General features: G+C 63.6%; 19 protein-coding genes. 9 read left to right on the forward strand and 10 right to left on the reverse strand.

Going from position 1 to position 18,308, the window contains the following annotated elements; translation table 11 throughout:
* Nucleotides 1-50: 50 nt before the first annotated feature.
* The 5 genes from scpB to JXQ94_RS08105 form a co-directional block, all read right to left on the reverse strand.
* A complete protein-coding gene (gene scpB / locus JXQ94_RS08085; RefSeq protein ID WP_421923264.1) occupies nt 51-860 on the reverse strand; it encodes an SMC-Scp complex subunit ScpB in 810 nt (269 codons plus the stop codon).
* The gene (locus tag JXQ94_RS08090; RefSeq protein WP_421923265.1) at nt 853-1,668 is read right to left on the reverse strand and encodes a segregation and condensation protein A; all 816 of its coding nucleotides are present in this window, start codon (nt 1,666-1,668) and stop codon (nt 853-855) included. The genes scpB and JXQ94_RS08090 overlap by 8 nt, the downstream gene beginning before the upstream one ends.
* A 63-nt stretch (nt 1,669-1,731) precedes the next feature.
* Nucleotides 1,732-2,748: a beta-N-acetylhexosaminidase gene (gene nagZ / locus JXQ94_RS08095; RefSeq protein ID WP_421923266.1), complete on the reverse strand. Its 1,017-nt coding sequence runs from the start codon at nt 2,746-2,748 to the stop codon at nt 1,732-1,734.
* On the reverse strand, nt 2,745-3,581 hold the full coding sequence (locus JXQ94_RS08100) for an SPOR domain-containing protein (RefSeq protein WP_421923267.1): 837 nt from the start codon (nt 3,579-3,581) through the stop codon (nt 2,745-2,747). Before JXQ94_RS08100 ends, nagZ begins: the two co-directional genes overlap by 4 nt.
* A gap of 98 nt (nt 3,582-3,679) precedes the next feature.
* Complete coding sequence (locus JXQ94_RS08105) at nt 3,680-4,870, reverse strand: deoxyguanosinetriphosphate triphosphohydrolase (RefSeq protein ID WP_421923268.1); 1,191 nt, start codon at nt 4,868-4,870, stop codon at nt 3,680-3,682.
* Nucleotides 4,871-4,964: 94 nt separating this feature from the next.
* Here JXQ94_RS08105 and erpA point away from each other — a divergent pair, with 94 nt between their 5' ends.
* From erpA to JXQ94_RS08120, 3 genes are read left to right on the forward strand one after another with little or no spacing between them, the layout of a single operon-like run.
* The gene (gene erpA / locus JXQ94_RS08110) at nt 4,965-5,294 is read left to right on the forward strand and encodes an iron-sulfur cluster insertion protein ErpA (RefSeq protein WP_295693875.1); all 330 of its coding nucleotides are present in this window, start codon (nt 4,965-4,967) and stop codon (nt 5,292-5,294) included.
* A gap of 57 nt (nt 5,295-5,351) precedes the next feature.
* Nucleotides 5,352-5,699: a DUF1428 domain-containing protein gene (locus JXQ94_RS08115; RefSeq protein ID WP_421923269.1), complete on the forward strand. Its 348-nt coding sequence runs from the start codon at nt 5,352-5,354 to the stop codon at nt 5,697-5,699.
* A 6-nt stretch (nt 5,700-5,705) separates the two neighbouring features.
* Nucleotides 5,706-6,383, forward strand: a complete 678-nt coding sequence (locus JXQ94_RS08120; RefSeq protein ID WP_421923270.1) for a nitroreductase — start codon at nt 5,706-5,708, stop codon at nt 6,381-6,383.
* Here JXQ94_RS08120 and JXQ94_RS08125 read toward each other — a convergent pair.
* Complete coding sequence (locus tag JXQ94_RS08125; protein WP_421923271.1) at nt 6,377-7,648, reverse strand: M1 family aminopeptidase; 1,272 nt, start codon at nt 7,646-7,648, stop codon at nt 6,377-6,379. The genes JXQ94_RS08120 and JXQ94_RS08125 overlap by 7 nt on opposite strands.
* A 371-nt stretch (nt 7,649-8,019) precedes the next feature.
* Between JXQ94_RS08125 and JXQ94_RS08130 the strand changes: the two genes are divergently transcribed.
* The 5 genes from JXQ94_RS08130 (at nt 8,020) to JXQ94_RS08150 (ending at nt 11,366) form a co-directional block, all read left to right on the forward strand.
* On the forward strand, nt 8,020-8,808 hold the full coding sequence (locus JXQ94_RS08130; RefSeq protein WP_421923272.1) for an exodeoxyribonuclease III: 789 nt from the start codon (nt 8,020-8,022) through the stop codon (nt 8,806-8,808).
* Between the two features lie 166 nt (nt 8,809-8,974).
* Entirely contained in the window at nt 8,975-9,253 is a 279-nt protein-coding gene (locus JXQ94_RS08135) for a hypothetical protein (protein WP_421923273.1), read from the forward strand.
* Nucleotide 9,254: 1 nt separating this feature from the next.
* Entirely contained in the window at nt 9,255-10,058 is an 804-nt protein-coding gene (locus tag JXQ94_RS08140; protein WP_421923274.1) for a DUF2145 domain-containing protein, read from the forward strand.
* 115 nt (nt 10,059-10,173) lie between these two features.
* A complete protein-coding gene (locus JXQ94_RS08145; protein ID WP_421923275.1) occupies nt 10,174-10,533 on the forward strand; it encodes a hypothetical protein in 360 nt (119 codons plus the stop codon).
* A 41-nt stretch (nt 10,534-10,574) separates the two neighbouring features.
* Nucleotides 10,575-11,366 carry a DUF2145 domain-containing protein gene (locus tag JXQ94_RS08150; RefSeq protein ID WP_421923276.1) on the forward strand — a complete coding sequence of 264 codons (792 nt, stop codon included), beginning with the start codon at nt 10,575-10,577 and terminating at the stop codon, nt 11,364-11,366.
* Between the two features lie 70 nt (nt 11,367-11,436).
* On the opposite strand, the gene selD is transcribed toward JXQ94_RS08150, so the two are convergent.
* Nucleotides 11,437-12,486, reverse strand: a complete 1,050-nt coding sequence (gene selD, locus JXQ94_RS08155) for a selenide, water dikinase SelD (protein WP_421923277.1) — start codon at nt 12,484-12,486, stop codon at nt 11,437-11,439.
* 33 nt (nt 12,487-12,519) lie between these two features.
* Between selD and mnmH the strand changes: the two genes are divergently transcribed.
* Entirely contained in the window at nt 12,520-13,602 is a 1,083-nt protein-coding gene (gene mnmH, locus JXQ94_RS08160) for a tRNA 2-selenouridine(34) synthase MnmH (RefSeq protein WP_421923278.1), read from the forward strand.
* Nucleotide 13,603: 1 nt separating this feature from the next.
* Here the strand turns inward: mnmH and JXQ94_RS08165 are convergent, their stop codons facing one another.
* From JXQ94_RS08165 to JXQ94_RS08175, 3 genes are read right to left on the reverse strand one after another with little or no spacing between them, the layout of a single operon-like run.
* Entirely contained in the window at nt 13,604-14,578 is a 975-nt protein-coding gene (locus JXQ94_RS08165) for a DUF3137 domain-containing protein (RefSeq protein ID WP_421923279.1), read from the reverse strand.
* A 44-nt stretch (nt 14,579-14,622) separates the two neighbouring features.
* On the reverse strand, nt 14,623-15,582 hold the full coding sequence (locus tag JXQ94_RS08170; protein WP_421923280.1) for a hypothetical protein: 960 nt from the start codon (nt 15,580-15,582) through the stop codon (nt 14,623-14,625).
* The gene (locus tag JXQ94_RS08175) at nt 15,582-18,254 is read right to left on the reverse strand and encodes a valine--tRNA ligase (protein ID WP_421923732.1); all 2,673 of its coding nucleotides are present in this window, start codon (nt 18,252-18,254) and stop codon (nt 15,582-15,584) included. Before JXQ94_RS08175 ends, JXQ94_RS08170 begins: the two co-directional genes overlap by 1 nt.
* Nucleotides 18,255-18,308: the final 54 nt, after the last annotated feature.

Raw genomic sequence — 18,308 nt, forward strand, 5'->3', positions numbered from 1 at the left:
TCGTCCAACCTGTCAGTCAGACATCGGGGCGAATGATCGCACGCCTGGCGTCACGCTGCACCATCCGGGTCGTCATCCCCATCCATGAAGTCGACATGGAAGGCGTGGGCCTCCTCGTCGCTCAGCGGGTCTTCCAGAAGGTCGGGTTCGACACTGCGGGTCGGATCCGGAACCGAAAAGTCCGGCGGCAGGCGCGCATCGAGCAGGCCGGCGGCCTTGAGGTCCGACATGCCGGGCAAATCACCGATCGACTGCAGCGAGAAATATTCCATGAAAGCCTGGGTCGTGCCGTAGGTGACCGGGCGACCGGGGGTGCGGCGTCGGCCGCGCGGGCGCACCCAGCGCAGTTCGAACAACAGGTCCAACGTGCCCCGTGAAACCGCAACGCCGCGAATTTCCTCGATTTCGGCGCGCGTGACCGGTTGGTGGTAGGCGATGATGGACAGGGTCTCGAGCGCCGCCTGGGAAAGCTTGCGCGGCTCCTGCTTGACCTCGACCAGCACGTCAGCGAGGTCCGGTGCCGTTTCGAAGCGCCAGCGTCCGCCCACTTCGGTGAGATGCACGCCGCGTTCGGCGTATTCTGCCTGCAGTTTTGCGAGCAGGTCCTGAATATTGGTTTCCAGCGGCAGCCGGCCGATCAGGGTTTCCTCATCGAGCGGTTCGGCGGCGGCAAAGAGCAGCGCTTCCAGCACGCGCAGATTCTGGCGTTCGGTATTGACGGCGAGATGCACGCCGAGAGCCTCGGAGGCTTCGGCATCGGCGACCACGCTGGGTCCCTGGTGCGCGGCGCGCTCGCGTAACGCCGAGATCGCGCTGGAGATTGCGTCCGTTGGCTCTTCAGTCGTTGTTTCGTCACTCATCAGTCGCGCCCTCTTCCCCCGCCTGCGCCCTCACGAAGAGCGGCGCATAGGCTTCACGCTGACGCAATCGTGCATGGCCCTCCTTGGTGATTTCAAGCGCGGCCAGCATTGAACTGGCACGCACTGACCGCATCGGAGGTGGATTGGCACCCAGCTCCCCGGCCCCGGGAAGAAGGCTATCCAGATCTCGCCATTCACTGATTTGTGGCATCAGTGTCTCGAGGCGATCCCTTGCAGTTTCCAGGCCATAAACCTTGGGCGTCGGCGGGCGGTAAACAGACCGCGCCTGTTTCACGCGGCGACTGGCATAGGCAGACAGCAAGTCGTGCAGATCCGCTTCATAGACGACCGAGCGCGTCGCCCGCACCCCCTCCGGCATGCCGCGGCCGTGAATATCCGTGCCCAGGAGCGACCGGGCAAACAGCGCGTCACCCGCCGCCCGCATCGCCTCCAGGCGCCGCAGCCGGAAGGCCAGAGCGGCAGCCAGGGCCTCGGCCGGCTGCTCCTCCTCATCCTTCTGCGGCTTGGGCAATAAGAGTTTGGATTTCAGGAAGGCCAGCCATGCCGCCATGACCAGATAATCGGCGGCCAGGTCGAGACGCTTCTGGCGCGCCGCTTCCATGAATTGCAGATATTGCTCGGCCAGTTCGAGGATCGAGATCTTCGCCAGATCGATCTTGCGCTTGCGGGCCAGGGCGAGCAGGAGGTGAAGTGGCCCCTCGAATCCGTCGACGTCCACAACGAGCGCATCGGTCTCGGCGTTCTCGGCGGCTTCAAACCGGACGTCTTCCTCGAATTCCTCGCTCACAACACTCCCACTTCAGGGCACCCGCTCCAGGGCTCCCGCTTCAGGCGGCTGACCGGATCCGGATCAGGCGGAAAGCCTGTCCAGCCAGCTATTGAGACGCGATTCGGCGTCGACCGGGTCAAAATCCTCGATCACGTCCCGCGCCGCCTCGGCAGCCTCGGCGCGTTCCAGCGCCTTGCCGGCCAGGGATGTCGTGCCCTCGGCGACGGCCATCATCTCGTCCATGTCACCATTGCAGTGCAAAAGCATGTCGCAACCGGCCCCGAGCGAACGCTCGCCCCGTTCGCGGAATGTGCCCGTCAGCGCCTTCATCGACAGATCATCCGTCATCAAAAGCCCGTCAAACCCGATCTCGCCGCGGATCACCTTGCCAACCAGTTCGGCCGACTGGGTCGCTGGATGATCGGAATCGATATCGGCGTAGACGATATGAGCCGTCATCGCCATGGGTGCGTCGTTCAGACCCTTGAAGGGCGCGAAGTCGGTTTCCGACAACAGGCCATGCTCTTCCGGGACGACCGGCAATTCCAGATGGCTGTCGGCCAGTGCCCGCCCATGACCGGGGATATGCTTGATGATCGGAGCGACCCCGCCGGCCATCAGGCCATCCATCGCAGCGCGGCCGAGATGGATGACCGGCTCCGGCGTCCGCCCGAAGGCTCGGTCGCCGATAATGTCATCAGCGCCGTCAATCCGCAGGTCCGCCACCGGTGCACAATCGACATCAACGCCGATCGTGCGCAGCTCATGCGCCAGAAGCCGGTGATTGATGCGTGTGGCCTCGATCGCCATTTCCGCGTCAATCTTCCACAGATCGGCGAAGCGTTCGGCGGCCGGCGCGGCGCGCCAGGTCGGCGGACGCAGCCGCGCGACCCGTCCCCCCTCCTGATCGATCAGGATCGGCACATCACGACCGATACAATCACGCAGTTCCAGCGTCAGCCGAGAGACCTGGCGAATGCCGTCGATATTGCGGGCAAACAGGATGAAGCCCCACGGGTCGATATCGCGAAAGAAGGCTTTCTCGTCCGGACCGAGCGTGGTCCCCGCGAGGCCGTAGATCACGGACGCAATCGTCATCGGCGTGCCACCAGACAGTCCTGCCCGCGTGACTGCAGCGTCGTGCAGAAACCGACGGCATCGCCTCGATCCGCAAAGGCGGCAATCCGCAGCCGGTGATAGGTGCCACGCCCCTCAATCTCGACAGTGGCCACATCCGGCGCCATGCCAGCGGAAATATCGGAAAACCGTGTGCGGAAGGCGACCCACGCCGCTTCGGCATCCGACTCGGTGCGGAAAGAGGCGATCTGCACAACCCAGCTGCCCGAGAGGTCGACACCGACCGTCCCTGTCGGGGTCGCGGCCGGTACCGGATCGGGTTCGCGCGCCGGCGTCTGCACGACGGGTTCCGGTTCCGGATCGGGCTGCCGGGCCGGCCGTTGCGGCGCCTGGCGCGGCGTGGCGTCCGGCAGGGTTTCGGTCTCGACGGTCGGATCTGCCGCCTCGTCCGCATCGACCTGTTCGACACGCAGGCTTGGCCGAGCGGAGTCTTCAAGCGGCTCTTCCGGCGCCGGGCGCAGGGAAACGGTGTCTTCACCGGCATCATCGCCGGTCAGGCGGTCATAGACTTCCAGTTCCGTATCCGGCGTCTCGGCGCCACCGGGATCAATCGGGCGCTCGCGATAGGGTTCTTCATTGGGGACAAGGCGCGGCGCGCCATCGCGGCCACTATCGCGCAAGCCCTGATTATAGGCGCTCCAGACCACGCCGAGAAAAAGGACGAAAGCGGCCAGGGCGGTGGTCAGCAACAACAGGCCGCGACGAGCGTCCTCGTCACGGGCGTCGAAAGTGGCAAACTCGTCCGCTGGTGGTGCGTAGGCGCCGATCCGGCTTTCCTCGTCCTGGTCTGTCATGAATTCCGGTTCTCACCTCAGGTCCGGCGGCCGCGCGAATCGCGACAGGCAGCCATACGATAACATCGCGACAGGAATGCCCTTACCGCCGCGACAGTTTAGAAATACCCCTGCACGGTGAAAAGCCGTCTGTGCTCTTCCACTGCAAAGCGATCCGTCATCCCGGCGATATAGTCGCACACCGCGCGCGCTGTCTGCGCTGTACCGGCCCCTGACATGCTCGCCTGCACATCGCTGGGCAACACGCCCGGATCGCTCAGATACAGATCGAACAAGTCACTCGTCACACGGCGCGCCTGGCTCATCATCCGGTTGACCTTGTAATGCCTGTACATGTGGGCAAAGAGATGGCGACGCAGCGCGGCCAGGTGCAGGGTCATCTCTTCCGAGAAGGCCACGACCGGGTGGTCAAGCGCCCGCAATTCCTGGGCGCTTTCAGGCTTGGCCTTGTCGAGACGCCGACGCGTCTCGGTCAACACATCCTCGACCATCACGCCAATCAGCTCGCGAACGGACTCATGGACAATGATCGTCTGCGGTTTGTCGGGCCAACGTTCGCGGGCACGGCGGAAAATGTCGCCGACCAGCGGCAATTCGAGCAGGGGCTCCATCTCAAGGAGGCCGGAGCGAAGCCCGTCATCAATATCGTGGTTATTGTAGGCGATATCATCCGCCAGCGCGGCCACCTGGGCTTCCAGGCCCGCATGCGTCTCGAATTCCAACGCACGCCAGCCATCATAATCGGTGAAGGCCCAGGGCAGGTCCGACTCGTCCAGGCCAGCCCCAAGCAAGGGGCCATTGTGCTTGACGACGCCTTCCAGCGTCTCCCAGGTCAGGTTGAGACCGTCGAATTCCGGATAGCGCACTTCAAGCTTGGTGATCACGCGCAGGGTCTGGGCATTGTGATCGAAGCCGCCGAAATCCTTCATCTTCAGCGCCAGCACCCGCTCACCCTCGTGGCCAAAGGGTGGATGCCCGAGATCATGGGCGAGCGCGAGCGCCTCGGCGAGATCTTCATCCCCGCGCAGCGCGCGAGCCAGGGTCCGAGCGATCTGCGAGACTTCCAGGGAATGAGTCAGGCGCGTGCGGTACTGGTCGCCTTCATGGGCCACGAAAACCTGGGTCTTCTCCTTCAGTCGCCGAAAGGCCGCAGAATGGATAATCCGGTCGCGATCACGCTGAAAGGCGTTGCGCATCGCACTGTCAGGCTGGGCAAAGCGGCGCCCGCGCGACTCCGCCGGGTGACAGGCATAGGGCGCGCGGGTTCGGTCGGTCGCGGCGATGATCATGTCAGGGGGGCCTTTTATCCGCGCAGAGGGAGGTCCATATAAGACCACACAGGCAGAAACCAAAGGCCCGCCGGGCCCAGCATCAGGCTCTACCATGTCCGTCAATGTCTCGCTTTCCGCGTCCGCCGCGAAACAGATCAATACCATCATCACGGCCCAGGCCTCTGCCGGGCTGCTGCGCATCGGCGTCGTCGGCGGCGGCTGCTCCGGCTTTTCCTACACATTTGACCTCGATGAGACAGTCAATAATGACGATCTGGTGATCGAGCGCGACGGTGCCAAAGTCGTCATCGACGAAGCGTCCCTGCCTTTTCTGGACGGCTCGGAAATCGATTATGTCGACGAGCTGATCGGGGCCAGCTTCAAGATTCACAACCCCAACGCCACCGCCGCCTGCGGCTGCGGAACGAGTTTCTCGATCTAGACCTCGCCCCTCGCAGGAAGCTGCCCTATCCTTCCCCCCGGAAACGGGAGGAAGACCATGGCCTATGTTCAGGGATATGTGGCAGCCGTGCCGGACGAAAACCGGGACGCCTTCATCGAAAGCAGCGTCGCCATGTGTGCGATGATGAAAGAATTCGGCGCCCTGCAGGCCGTCGATTGTTGGGGCGCGGATGTGCCGGAGGGCGAGCTGACCTCCTTCCCGAAAGCTGTGCAGAAGAAGGATGGCGAAACCGTCACCTTTTCCTGGGCGGTCTGGCCGGACAAGGCGACGGCCAATGCCGCGATGGAAAAGATGATGGCCGATCCGCGGATGAAGGCCAATGACATGCCATTCGACGGCAAGCGACTGATTTTCGGCGGTTTTGAATCACTGGGCGAGATCTGACACTTCATGGCCAGCACATTTTCCGACATTGCCCGGCGCCGCATTTCCACGCGTGCCTTCCTCGACACGCCGGTCAGCGAAGCCGAGATCCGCGAGATTCTGGACATCGCGCGCTGGGCGGCATCCGGCGGCAATGTCCAGCCCTGGACCGTCCATGTCGTCACCGGCAAGGCGCGACAGCGCGTGATCGAAACCGTACGCGCGCGCCTCGAGGTCGATCCGTTCGGCGACGAGAATGATTTCGGCGCCTATCCCAAATCATTGTGGGAACCATTCCGCGGGCGCCGCCATGCGCTGGGCGAGCAGATGTATGAGACGATGGGGATCGCCCGCGACAACAAGGCAGCGCGCCTCAATCATCTGCTCAGAAACTTCGAATTCTTCGGCGCCCCGGTCGGGCTCTTTTTCAGCCTCGACGCCCGCATGAACCCCAATCAATGGGGTCATCTGGGCATGTTCATCATGTGCGTCATGCTGGCGGCCGAGGAGAAGGGTCTGGCGACCTGCGCCCAGGAAGCCTGGATGACACGCTGGAAAACGGTCGGCGCCGCGATCGGCCTGTCACCGGACGAGCGCATCTGGTGCGGCATGGCACTGGGTCATGCCGATCCGGATGCCCGGGTCAATGATCTGCGATCGGAGCGCGCCGAAGTCGACGCGTTTACCACCTTCCTCGATCACTGAGCCTGATCGGCCAGGATTTGCTCGAACTGGGAGCGCGCCTCGGCGCCGCCCACGGATTCAAACACGTCCAGCATGTGCGGGGTCGTGGAAACGCGCGCCTCCATCACCGCCTGGATGAAGCGGGCGAAGGCCTCGCGGCCGATCAGCTCCTCGGCACGCGCAAGGGCGAGCGGTCCCTTGCGGTAGGCAACAAGATAGGGCGGGCGTGCTGTGATCCCGGGTGTCCAGACCGGCGGCAAGTCACCGGAGGCACCATCGATCTGGCGCTGATAACCGGCCATACGGTCCGCGAAAACCGCCTCCCCGAAGGCGTCGCGCATGCCCATGATGGCGACATAGTCGGCAAAGCTCTCATTGAGCCAGTTCTCGACCGTCATGGCATTGCCATGGCTCCAATAATGGCCAAGCTCATGGCAGACGAACTGGGTCAGGCCAGACTCTGACGCGTCCGCAATATCGGTCAGGGCGATCAAGGTTCCGCGGGAGTACCCGCCCTCCGCGCGGCTGGTGACGACAATGGACGCGTCTGGCAGCGGGCCCGCCGTACCGGACAGCGTGTTGAGATAGTCGGTACAATGATCCAGCGCGGCCACGGCCGCCTCGATATTCCCGCCCGCCGGCTGCCGCGTGTCATAGATGGCGTAGCCGGGCGCAGCATGCCGCTCGAAATCCGACATCAGCGTAAAAGCCAGATCCAGCGCCGGAACGTCCTGGTCGATATGGAACCCGCCCGGCGTCGACGTAATCGACTGCATGGTCACACCGTCCCACTGGCCCGGCAGCCAGATGTCGAGATCGGCGGTGATCAGGGCCGAGAATCGCGCATCGAAGGGCAGCCAGAAGCTGTCCACGGTGAACTCGATTTTCTCTGTATCGAGCGTATTGATGGTCGAGGCAGACGGCTCGGGAAAGAGCGCACCGCCATAGCGCATCTCGATGACACGGTCCGAGCCGTCGACAGACGGTTCCAGCATGATCGTGTAGGACCGCATCATGCCGCTGAAGCCCTCGGCCAGCGCGCTGGAGACCCCTGAGACGCCCGGACCCGCCACGCTGGCCTCACCGAAGGCCGCATTGAGAAAGACCGTGACTTCGGCGAGCGCGTCATCGGTCACGGTCAACGTCCAGTCGGCCGCCAGTCTTCCCGTCTGCGGGCTCAGTCTCAGATCGCCCTCATAATGATAGCTCGCCTCCTGCGCCATGGCGCCGGTTGTCAGACTGGTTGCGGCAGCAAGTGCCGCGAGGGCTTGTTTAGCAATGGTCATGGTCGTCCCCTGTGTGCCTGCTGTCTTGATGCCGCACCGCGCTCTTTCGGATGCAATTGACCACGCCGGGATAGGCTCAACAGGCGTGAAACTGCGTCCGCGCGACCGTCCACCCTCGCTCCGCGAGACGTGTGCCAGGGCTGCAACCGTGCGGGCAGACCCGTGCCAGCACCCACAAGCGGGAGTCGGGTTGCAGGCAAGTCGAACCGCGAGACAGACACGGCCATCCCGGCAGGCGGGGCGAAGTCGGACAATGGCCTGCAGACCCGCAGCAAGATCTGCCCCTGCATCAGGGCGCGCCGCACATCTTTCCTCATTCGCGAAACGGGTTAGGCTGGCCATGTCCCGCCATACAGCCCCCGTGAAGCGCCATGCCCCTGACCGTTGCCTCCTGGAACGTCAATTCCATCAAGGCCCGCCTGCCGAATGTGCTCGACTGGCTCCGCGAGGCCAAGCCGGACGTCGCCTGTCTGCAGGAAATCAAGACGGTGGATGAGGGCTTCCCGCGGATGGAGATCGAGGATCTCGGCTATAATGTCGAAACCCACGGCCAGAAGTCCTACAATGGCGTCGCCATCCTCTCGAAGCATCCGGTCGAGGATATCCGTTGCGGCCTGCCGGGCGATGAGAGCGACGAACAGGCCCGCTATATCGAGGCGGTGATCTCGGCCCCGCGCGGGCCGGTACGCGTGGCGTCGATCTATTTGCCCAATGGCAATCCCGCGCCGGGTCCGAAATATGATTACAAGCTGGCCTGGATGGAGCGTCTGCGCTTGCACGCGGAGGGCCTCCTGGCTTTTGAGGAACCGCTCATCCTGGCCGGCGACTATAATTGCATACCGCGCGACAGTGACTGCTGGGATATCGCCGAGTGGGAGCGCGATGCGCTCGCCCTGCCGCAAACCCGCGCCGCCTTCCGGGCACTGAAATGGCTCGGCCTGACCGAAGCCTTCGAACAGCTCGACGGGCGCGGCCATCAATACACATTCTTCGATTACCAGGCCGGGCGCTGGAATAAGGGCCACGGTATCCGGATCGACCATTTGCTGTGCTCACCACAGGCCGCCGACCGTCTGGAAGGCATCGAGATCCACACCAAGACACGCGGCAGGGAAAAGGCTTCCGATCACATCCCGATCGTGGGCAGTTTCGACCTCTAGCTTCGACGGTCCGAGCGCGTCAGTGTCACGGCACGCCTGCCCGCTGGCGGCCGACCCGAGGTCCTGCGGCCACCTCACATTTTCGCGTGTATCGCGATTTTTTCTCCAAAGGCGCGATGGGCTCGTGTAAGGTTTCATTGAGGGACCAGCCTAGACGGACCAAGACATGCGCTTTGTACTGATTTCAACATTCACGCTGGCCATCTATGCCGGACAGGCTGATGCCCAGCCACCGGCTGCCGAATCCCGCCCTGCCGTCACCGAAGAGGCCGAGACCGACGCGCCTCAGGGCCAGACCCGCAATCATGCCCGCGCCGCCCAGCGCATGGCGCGTCAGCGTCGTGCCGCCGGAACCTCCGATGACAGTGCGCGACCGGAAGGCGGTCTTCCGCTGAGCGAGACGGTCGTTTCGCAGCCCCAGGACAATCCGGGCCCGGATCGGTAGGATGATCCGCCTGATTGCGTGTTGCCTTTATCTGTTTGCCCTTATCGTTCCGGCGCAAGCGCAGGGCGACGGCCATCCCGGTCGTGACCCAATCGACCGCGTCACGCTGCAGGCCGCCGCGGCCTTCTCGAAACAGGTCGAACGTGAGCTCGCCCAGCACGGCGCCTATATCGCACTGGTTTTCCGGGCTGATGAGCCCAGGGCGGATCTGCCGGACGGGGTGCGCTACACCCATGGTGCCTTCTGGGTCTACGGTCCGGTGACCGAGGCGGATGGCTCTGAGGGCTATGGCTATGCGGTCTATAATCTCTATCCCGGTCAGGCGGCTCCGACAGGCTCGCATCTGGTTCAGGACTGGCCGCTCGACTTCATGCGGGGCGATGCGCTCGGCGAGGTCGGGGTGATTATTCCCAGCGAGGAAATGCAGATCCGGCTGCTCGATGTGATCGCATCGGACCAGTATGACCAGCTGCACCAGCCCGCCTATTCCCCACTGTCCAATCCGGCAGATCTGCGTTTTCAGAACAGCGCGGAATTCCTGCTCGACATTGTCGCTGCCGCCGCTTGGCTGACCGATGACCGGACCCGTATCAAGGTCAATCTGGATGCGTATTTCCGACCGACAACGATCGCGATGGGCTGGTGGGAGCGACTGACCGCCGGCTGGTTCGACCCGGCTCTCAGACTGGAAGACCAGAGTGGCGGACCGGTCCGGATTGCCAGCTATGGGTCTATTGCGGACTTCATGCTCACTTTCGACCTCGCCGAGGATGTGTTCGAAATCGAGGCCACCTCCCAGGACTGAGCCGCGGATTTGCCCCTCCCAGCTGTGTGAATCAAATTTACGAACATTGTTCATTTACAAATGGAGGCGCCTGTGAGACCGTGCCATCGGGCTGGCACCCGGATGGAGACGCATCATGCGCACCCTGACACTTCTGACTGCACTCACCCTGACTCTGGCCCAGACTCCGCTCGCTGCAGCGGACAGCGGCAATCCTGCAGCCCGGGCTTCCGGTGAAAGCGCCGGCGCCTCGGTTGAGGCGACGGCGACCCTGGCCTCGGCCGGCATCACCGTAACCGGCGCCTCTGTCGTCGCCGTAACCGGTTCAACAGCCGGCGTTCTGACCGGCAATCCTGAACTGGTCGAGCACTCGCTCGACTTTGCGGCCCACATGGCGGCTGCCCCCTTCGGACCGGAGCCGCTCGAGGTGACCGATGCGATCATTGTCGCCGACGAGGCGCCGGCCGTCCCCTTCACGACACCGGACACGCCTTGATCATGCCCCGCCAATCCGCGATCGCCTTAACCGCGCTCGTCATGACCGGTCTCGCTACCGCCCCGGTAGCCGAGGCCGGCTCGGGTGCCCTGCCGGTCTCGCCCTTCGCGATCGAAGACTCGGCGGACTTTTCCAAACAGATCGAGCGCGACCTCGCCGCGCGCGGGGCCCGGGTCGCCCTGGTATTCCGCAGCGGCCGCTATCGCGAAGACCTGCCCGATGGCGTGCGCTACACGCATGGCGCCTTCTGGGTCTGGTCGGAGATTGAACTGGAAGATGGCTCCCGAACGCATGGCTATGCTGTTCACAATCTCTATCACCACGCCGAGGAGACGCGATCATCCTATCTCGCCCAGGACTGGCCGCTGAACTTCACGCGTGGCGATGTCATCGGTGAGGTCGGCGTCATCCTGCCCTCCCCCGAGATGCAACGGCGCCTGTGGTTGATGTTGAGCACTGATGCCGACGACGCCCTGCATCAGCCCGACTATTCGCTGATCTCCAACCCGCACGATGCGCGCTACCAGAATTGCAATGAATACCTGCTCGACGTGATCGCGGCGGCGACGTGGGAGACCACGGACCGGGTTCAGATCAAGGCCAATCTGGAAGCCTGGTTCGAGCCCGCGCCAATACGCACCGGCTTGTTCGAGCGCCTGTTCGGCCCCTCGGTGGATGAGCGCATTCGCATGGAGGACCATCGCGGCACAATCCGCACCACCACGTTTCAGTCGCTCGCCAATTTCATGACGCGGCATCACTTGTCGGCCGATACCTATGAAATCAGCGCAGCATTTCTTGACAGACCCGACCGGCATTCACCCACCGGCTGACCCAGCCAGCCCCGGCCGCGGGTGTATCGGCGGCGGACGCATTGCGTCCGTCGCCGAGTTGGGCTGGAGCCTAGATGACAGATATGCCCTCGCCCGTTTCGACCCGGCCGATCACGGCAGCGTCGGCATGGCCCTGCTCATGAAAGCGCGCGAGCACCGCATCAGCCTGATCCGGCGCACAGCTGACCAGCAATCCGCCCGATGTCTGGGGATCACACCACAGGACTTCATCAATCCCGGTCCAATCTTCCGGACAGGAAATTCCGGCTTTCACGGCCGCCCAATTGCGTCCCGACGCTCCCGTCTTCAATCCCTCGCCGGCCAGTGTGCGAGCCTCGTCGAAGACCGGAATGGCGGCGCGATCAATGACTGCTTTGACACCCGCCCCGGCGCACATTTCCGACAAGTGTCCGAGAAGGCCAAAGCCGGTGACATCAGTCACGGCATGGACACCGCCCAGGGCTGCCAGACCGGCACCGGGCGTATTGAGACGGGTGGTGGAGGCGACCATCTGGGCGTAGGCCGCATCGGACAGGCGGTCCTGCTTCAGCGCTGCCGAGAAGACACCGATCCCGATCGGCTTGCCCAGGACCAGGACATCGCCCGGGCGTGCGCCCGCATTGGTCAAGAGGCGGTCCGGATGGACAGTCCCCAGCGCCACGAGACCATAGATCGGCTCCGCGGCATCGATGGAATGCCCGCCCGCGACCGGCGCACCGGCGGCCTCGGCGACCGCGCGCCCCCCGGCGAGGATGTCGCGGATCGTCTCCGGCGGCAGCTTGCCGACCGGCATGCCGACGAGCGCGAGGCAGAAAATGGGCGTCGCCCCCATCGCATACACGTCGGAGAGGGCATTGGTGGCGGCGATCCGGCCGAACACGTCCGGGTCGTCGACGATGGGCGTGAAGAAGTCCGTGGTGGCAACCAAGGCCGTCTCGTCATTGATACGCCAGACAGCCGCGTCATCACGCGTGGCGGCATCGACAATCAGTTCCGCCGGCAGGGGGAAGGCCGACGGCGTGCCGAGAATATCGCTGAGGACTGCCGGATCCAGCTTGCAGCCGCAACCGCCGCCATGCGCCAATGAACTCAAGCGCACTGGCCGTGTGTCATCCATCATCCCGAACCCCTTCTTTTTGGCTAGTCTGCCGGCATGACCGGGATCGACACACCGATGCAACGCATAGCCACCACGGATGACCTGTCCGCGCAAGCGCTGGCACAGTATGACGCCATTATCGATGTGCGCTCGCCCGCCGAGTTCGCCGACGATCATCTGCCGGGCGCCATCAATCTGCCTGTTCTGGATGATGAGGAACGGGCCCGGGTCGGCACACACTATACCCAGGTCTCCGTCTTCGAGGCCCGCCGTATGGGCGCGGCCCTCACCGCGCGCAATATCGCCGCCCATATCGACACGGTTCTGGCAGACCGGGAGAAGGCCTTCAAACCTCTTGTCTATTGCTGGCGCGGCGGGATGCGGTCCCAATCCATGGCGACCATCCTTGCAGCGGTCGGCTGGAAGACGACCCTGATCGAGGGCGGGTATCGCACCTGGCGGCGCCAGGTCAGCGCGGCGCTGGAAGACGAAGCCGCCATCCCCATCATCCTGATCGACGGCCAGACGGGCACAGCCAAGACCCGCCTCCTGCACATCCTCGCCGCGCGCGGCGAACAGGTGATCGATCTGGAAGGCCTGGCCTCTCATCGCGGCTCCATTTTCGGCAATTTCGCGGATACGCCGCAACCAAGCCAGAAGGCCTTCGAGACCGCGATCTGGACGCAATTGCGCACGCTTGATCCGGACCGCCCGGTCTATGTCGAGGCGGAAAGCCGGCAGGTCGGCCGCCTGCGCGTCCCGCCCCGCGTCTGGGCCGCGATGCAGGCCGCCCCGCGAATCCGGATCCAGGCACCTGCCAGCGCCCGCGCGCGTTATCTCATGACCGCCTATCCGGATCTGGCCAGCGACACCGACAAGCTGATGGCGGCCATTGATGGCTTGCGACGCTTTCATCCACAGACGGAGATCGAAGCCTGGCACGCGCTCGCGGAAGCCGGCGATTTCGAACCGCTCGCCACGGCCCTGATCACCACCCATTACGACCCGGCCTATGACCGCGCCCGCAAGCGCGGCAGCGAGACCGGAAAGCCGGTTGTGCTGGAGACGTCCGATCTGGACGAGGCCTCGCTGGCAAGCCTGGCCGAGCGCCTGATCGAAGCCGGGCGTCCAGCCTGACCTACTCGCCCTGGCGGGCCTCATGCTCGCCGAGCCGGGCCGGCGCAACGAGGAGGTCGATCAGACCGGTGATGTGGCCGAGTTCCTCGACGATCCTGTTGAATCGCCCGGGTTCGGTCAGCGGTTTCGACATGGAGCCGACCTCGAAGAGATTGCCGGTCTCCGCCGCGATCAGCAGCTCGCCTTCGCCGCTGGCCTCATCAAAGGCGGCCCGGACCTTCTTGCCATTCAGGCTGGTTTCCAGCGCCAGAAGGCGTTCCATGAAGGACGGTGTGAGCATGTAGCGGGCGAGGACCTGGTCATTGCCATAGACCTCAAAGGCCTTCTCGAATTCGGGATCGACGAGGCCGATCCGCTCCAGCTTGTGAGCCCCGAAACCGCGGGCAAAGGACTGGATGCCGTTGAACCAGCCCGCATCGCGCGTGATGACAGTAATGCCCTCGACCTTGCGCGGGAAATTGATGCGGATGATCACGCCGCGAAAGACGGTGACGTAATAGGTGCGTTTCTTCGAGCGGCGGCGCTGTTCCAGATGCGCCTCGTAGAGTTCGAACTCACAACCATCCAGCTCACCCGCAAAATGATCCTCGAACTTGCGCCGGTCCGAGGACGGCAACAGGCCGAATTCCCGCAAGCGGTCAAAGCGCGCCGGAGAGTAAGGTTTGGGCGAATAGGTCAACCCCAGCGCCCCGGCGATCGTGGTGTTCAGCTCGGCCTTGATCCGCTTGGACATTTTGCCCAGCGCATGGCTGCCAATCATGTAGCCAAGGAAGGGCCCGAGCACCGCGGCGATCACGATCGGCGCCGCCTCGACATTATTCCAGGCGAGCGTGACCGCGGCGGCAATGCCGAGCGCCATGCCGCCGGCGGTCCATCGCCAGCGGAGCAGGACAAGGCGTTTCCGGTCACTCTCCAGCCCCGCCAGCCAGGGCTCGAGCGTTTCGGTCCAGACGGTGTTCCAGTCTTGCTCGGTCATGACGCCTCCAAAAAAGGATACCGGCCCGGGTGCAACTTGGACGCTTACGAGTCCGCGTCAGGGTCGACTTCGCGAATGATGAGGTCAACCAGATCATCAATTGCCGACATCTCTCGGATCAGCCCATCGACGCGGCTGCGCCGGTCGAGCGGTTCGAGGATCGAGGTATTATCAGTCAGGGCGAGTGAATTCGCGGCGATGTAGCACACGCTGCCTTCCGTCTCGGGAACAAGCGCCACCCTCAAAGGCACGCCTCGAAAGCGAGGCTGCAACTGCTTCAGTCCGTCCGCCAGACCGGGTGTCAGCAGGGCATCAGCGTCACGCCTGGTTTTGGCGTAGGCCGCGAACGACTCGCTTTCCTCGACAGGCTTGAGCTTGAACAGGTCCAGCCGATTGGCCAGAAAGCTGCCCCCTTTTCGCGACAACTCGGAGAACCAGTCGAGCTGACGCGTCAGAATCACCTCGCCGGCCAGCTGACGATTCAGCTGGATGCGAATGAGCGCGCCGGTGAAATCGGTCAGCCATGTATCGGGCTTGTCGCGATCGTGCGAAGGATAGGTGAAACTCCCGACCGTCACATCGACCTGTCGCCCAGCGCGGGTCTGGCTCAGCGAATGCGTGAGAGTCGCGGGCGCGGAATAGACCAGGTCAAGCTCATGGAAGCGTTCGACCGGAATGTTTGGCGCGCCGTCATCGTCCAGTGTGAACCCGAATACCTCGGCCAGATGCAACAGGGTTTGTTGCCGCATCTCGCTTTCTATTCGAGCGAGCGGCCCCCAGCCTATCCCCGTCAACACCGCCGCAGACACGGCAAACACGCCGCCCGAAATCATCAGGGATTCAGTCCGCGTCAGGACAAACCAGCCCAGCGCCACGGCTACCGCCATACCGGGCACTGCGATCAGCCAGAAGCGCGTCGCAGCCTGGCGGCGTTCGGCTTCACGAGATTGCAGCCAGGGCTGGAGTCGCGTCGTCCAGACCTGCTCGAGCGCGCGATCATCCATTACATCGCCTCGAGCCGGGCCAGGGCTTCGGCCATCTTGGTTTTCTGGCCGGCATAGTCGGTCAGTTTTTCACGTTGTTCGGCGACGACCTCGGCGGGGGCGTTGGCGACGAAACGCTCATTGCCGAGCTTTTTCTCCAGCCGGGTGATCTCGCCATCGAGCTTGGCGACTTCCTTGGCGAGGCGATCCTTCTCGGCGCCGAAATCGATGACGCCTTCCAGCGGCAGGGCCAGCGTTGTCGTGCCAAGCACGCTCTGGGCAGACGCCGGCGGAACCGTGTCGGCGAGATCGATCGAGGACAACCGCGCCATGCGCTGGATCAAGGTCGAATGGCGCCAGAGGCGCGTGGTTGTGACCTCATCGGCCTCGACAGCCACCAGGGGCAGCTTGGCGCCGGCCGGGATATTCATCTCGGCGCGCAGGCGGCGAATGTCCGTGACCAGATGGATCAGCCAGTTCATCTCGGCCGTGGCGTCGGCGTCCTGCAGACCATCCAGCTGCGGCCAGTCGGCGACAATCAGCTGGGTGTCGCGCGTGCCCGTCTCCGCCCACAGCGCCTCTGTGACGAAGGGCATGAAGGGGTGGAGCATTTTCAGGGCCTGATCGAGCACATAGGCGGTGGTCGCCCGGGTCTCGGCCTTGGCCGCCTCGTCCTCGCCATTGAAGAGCGGTTTGGCGAATTCCAGGTGCCAGTCGCAGAAAACATTCCAGACAAAGCGATAGGCGGCTGCAGCGGCCTCATTGAAGCGGTAGGTATCCAGGCCCGCATTGATCGCCTCGACCGCCTGGGCGGCCTCGGACAGGATCCACTTGTTGACCGTCTGGGTGACGGATTTCGGGTCATACCCCTCGGGCACGACACACTCATTCATCTCGGCAAAGCGAGCGGCATTCCACAGCTTGGTGCCGAAGTTTCGATAGCCCTCGACGCGTTCCTTGGACATGCGGATATCGCGGCCCTGCCCGGCCTGGGCGGCCAGGGTGAAGCGCACGGCATCGGCACCGTATGCGTCGATCAGCTCCAGCGGATCGATCACATTGCCCTTGGACTTGGACATCTTCTGCCCGTTTTCATCACGGACGAGGGCGTGGATATAGACGTCCTTGAAGGGCGCTACTTTCATGAAATGCAGGCCCTGCATCATCATCCGGGCGACCCAGAAGAAGATGATGTCGAAGGCGGTGATCAGCACCGAGGTCGGGTAATAGCGCTCGACCATGTCCGGCGTGTCATCCGGCCAGCCCAAGGTCGAGAAGGGCCAGAGTGCGGAGGAGAACCAGGTGTCGAGGACGTCTTCGTCCTGGGTCAACACCACGTCCCTGCCGAGCTTGGCGCGCGCCTGTTCGGCTGCTGCCTCTTCGCTCTCCGCGACAAAGACATTGCCGTCGTCATCATACCACGCTGGCACCCGATGCCCCCACCAGAGCTGGCGCGAGATGCACCAGGGCTGGATGTTGCGCATCCATTCAAAATAGGTCTTTTCCCAGGCCTTGGGATGGAAGGTGGTGCGGCCGTCCTCGACAGCGGCGATGGCGTCCTTGGCCAGCTCACCGGCATTCACATACCACTGGTCGGTGAGCCAGGGCTCGATGACGACGCCGGAGCGGTCGCCATAGGGTTGCTGGATGACCTTGTCCTCGACTTCGCGGAGCAGACCCAGCTCGTCCATTTTCGCGACCAGCGCCTTGCGGGCCTCGAAACGGTCCATGCCGCGCCACTCGGCCGGAATACGCTCCAGGCCGCCCGTGCCGTCGTCTTCGCTCAGAAGGCGGGCCTGCCGGTCGAGAATATTGACCTTGGGCAGGTCGTTGCGCTTGCCGACTTCAAAGTCGTTGAAATCGTGGGCCGGGGTGATCTTCACACAGCCCGTGCCCTGCTCGGGATCGGCGTGCTCGTCAGCGACGATCGGGATTTCCACGTCGGCGATCGGCAGCTTGATCATCTTGCCGATGAGGTGCTGATAGCGCGCGTCATCGGGATGGACGGCGACAGCGCTGTCACCCAGCACGGTTTCCGGGCGCGTGGTGGCCACGACCAGCTCGCCGGAGCCATCGGCCAGCGGATAGGCGAAATGCCAGAAATGGCCTTGTGTCTCGCGGTTCTCGACCTCGAGATCGGAGATTGCCGTCTGGAAATGCGGGTCCCAGTTCACCAGGCGCTTGTCGCGGTAGATCAGCCCTTGTTGATGCAGCTCGACGAAGACTTTCAGGACAGCCTTGGACAGGCCCTCATCCAGGGTGAAACGTTCGCGCGACCAGTCGCAGGTCGCGCCGAGGCGGCGCAGCTGCTGCATGATCGCGCCGCCGCTTTCCTCTTTCCACTCCCAGACCCGCTCAAGAAAGGCCTCACGCCCCATCTCGGCGCGGGACATATTGCCTTCTTCGGCCAGCTGGCGCTCGACCACCATCTGGGTGGCGATGCCGGCATGGTCGGTACCCGGCTGCCACAGGACCGAACAGCCCAGCATGCGCTTGTAGCGGACCAGCACGTCCTGCAGCGTATTGTTCAGCGCGTGACCGATGTGCAGGCGGCCGGTGACATTGGGCGGCGGAATGACGATCGAGAACGCCTCGGCATTGTCGTCGTCCTTCGGCTGGAAAGCCCCGCTGTCTTCCCAGGCCTGATAGATCCGGGTTTCGGCGTCATTCGGGTTGAAAGTCTTGTCCATGATGGTCCGCACAGCCTGTTCTGGCGCGCCAGCGCGCGTTTGCACCCTTTATGGACA

Origin of the sequence: Maricaulis maris (assembly GCF_049116555.1) — a bacterium.
In the GTDB taxonomy this organism is placed as follows: Bacteria; Pseudomonadota; Alphaproteobacteria; order Caulobacterales; family Maricaulaceae; genus Maricaulis; species Maricaulis maris_C.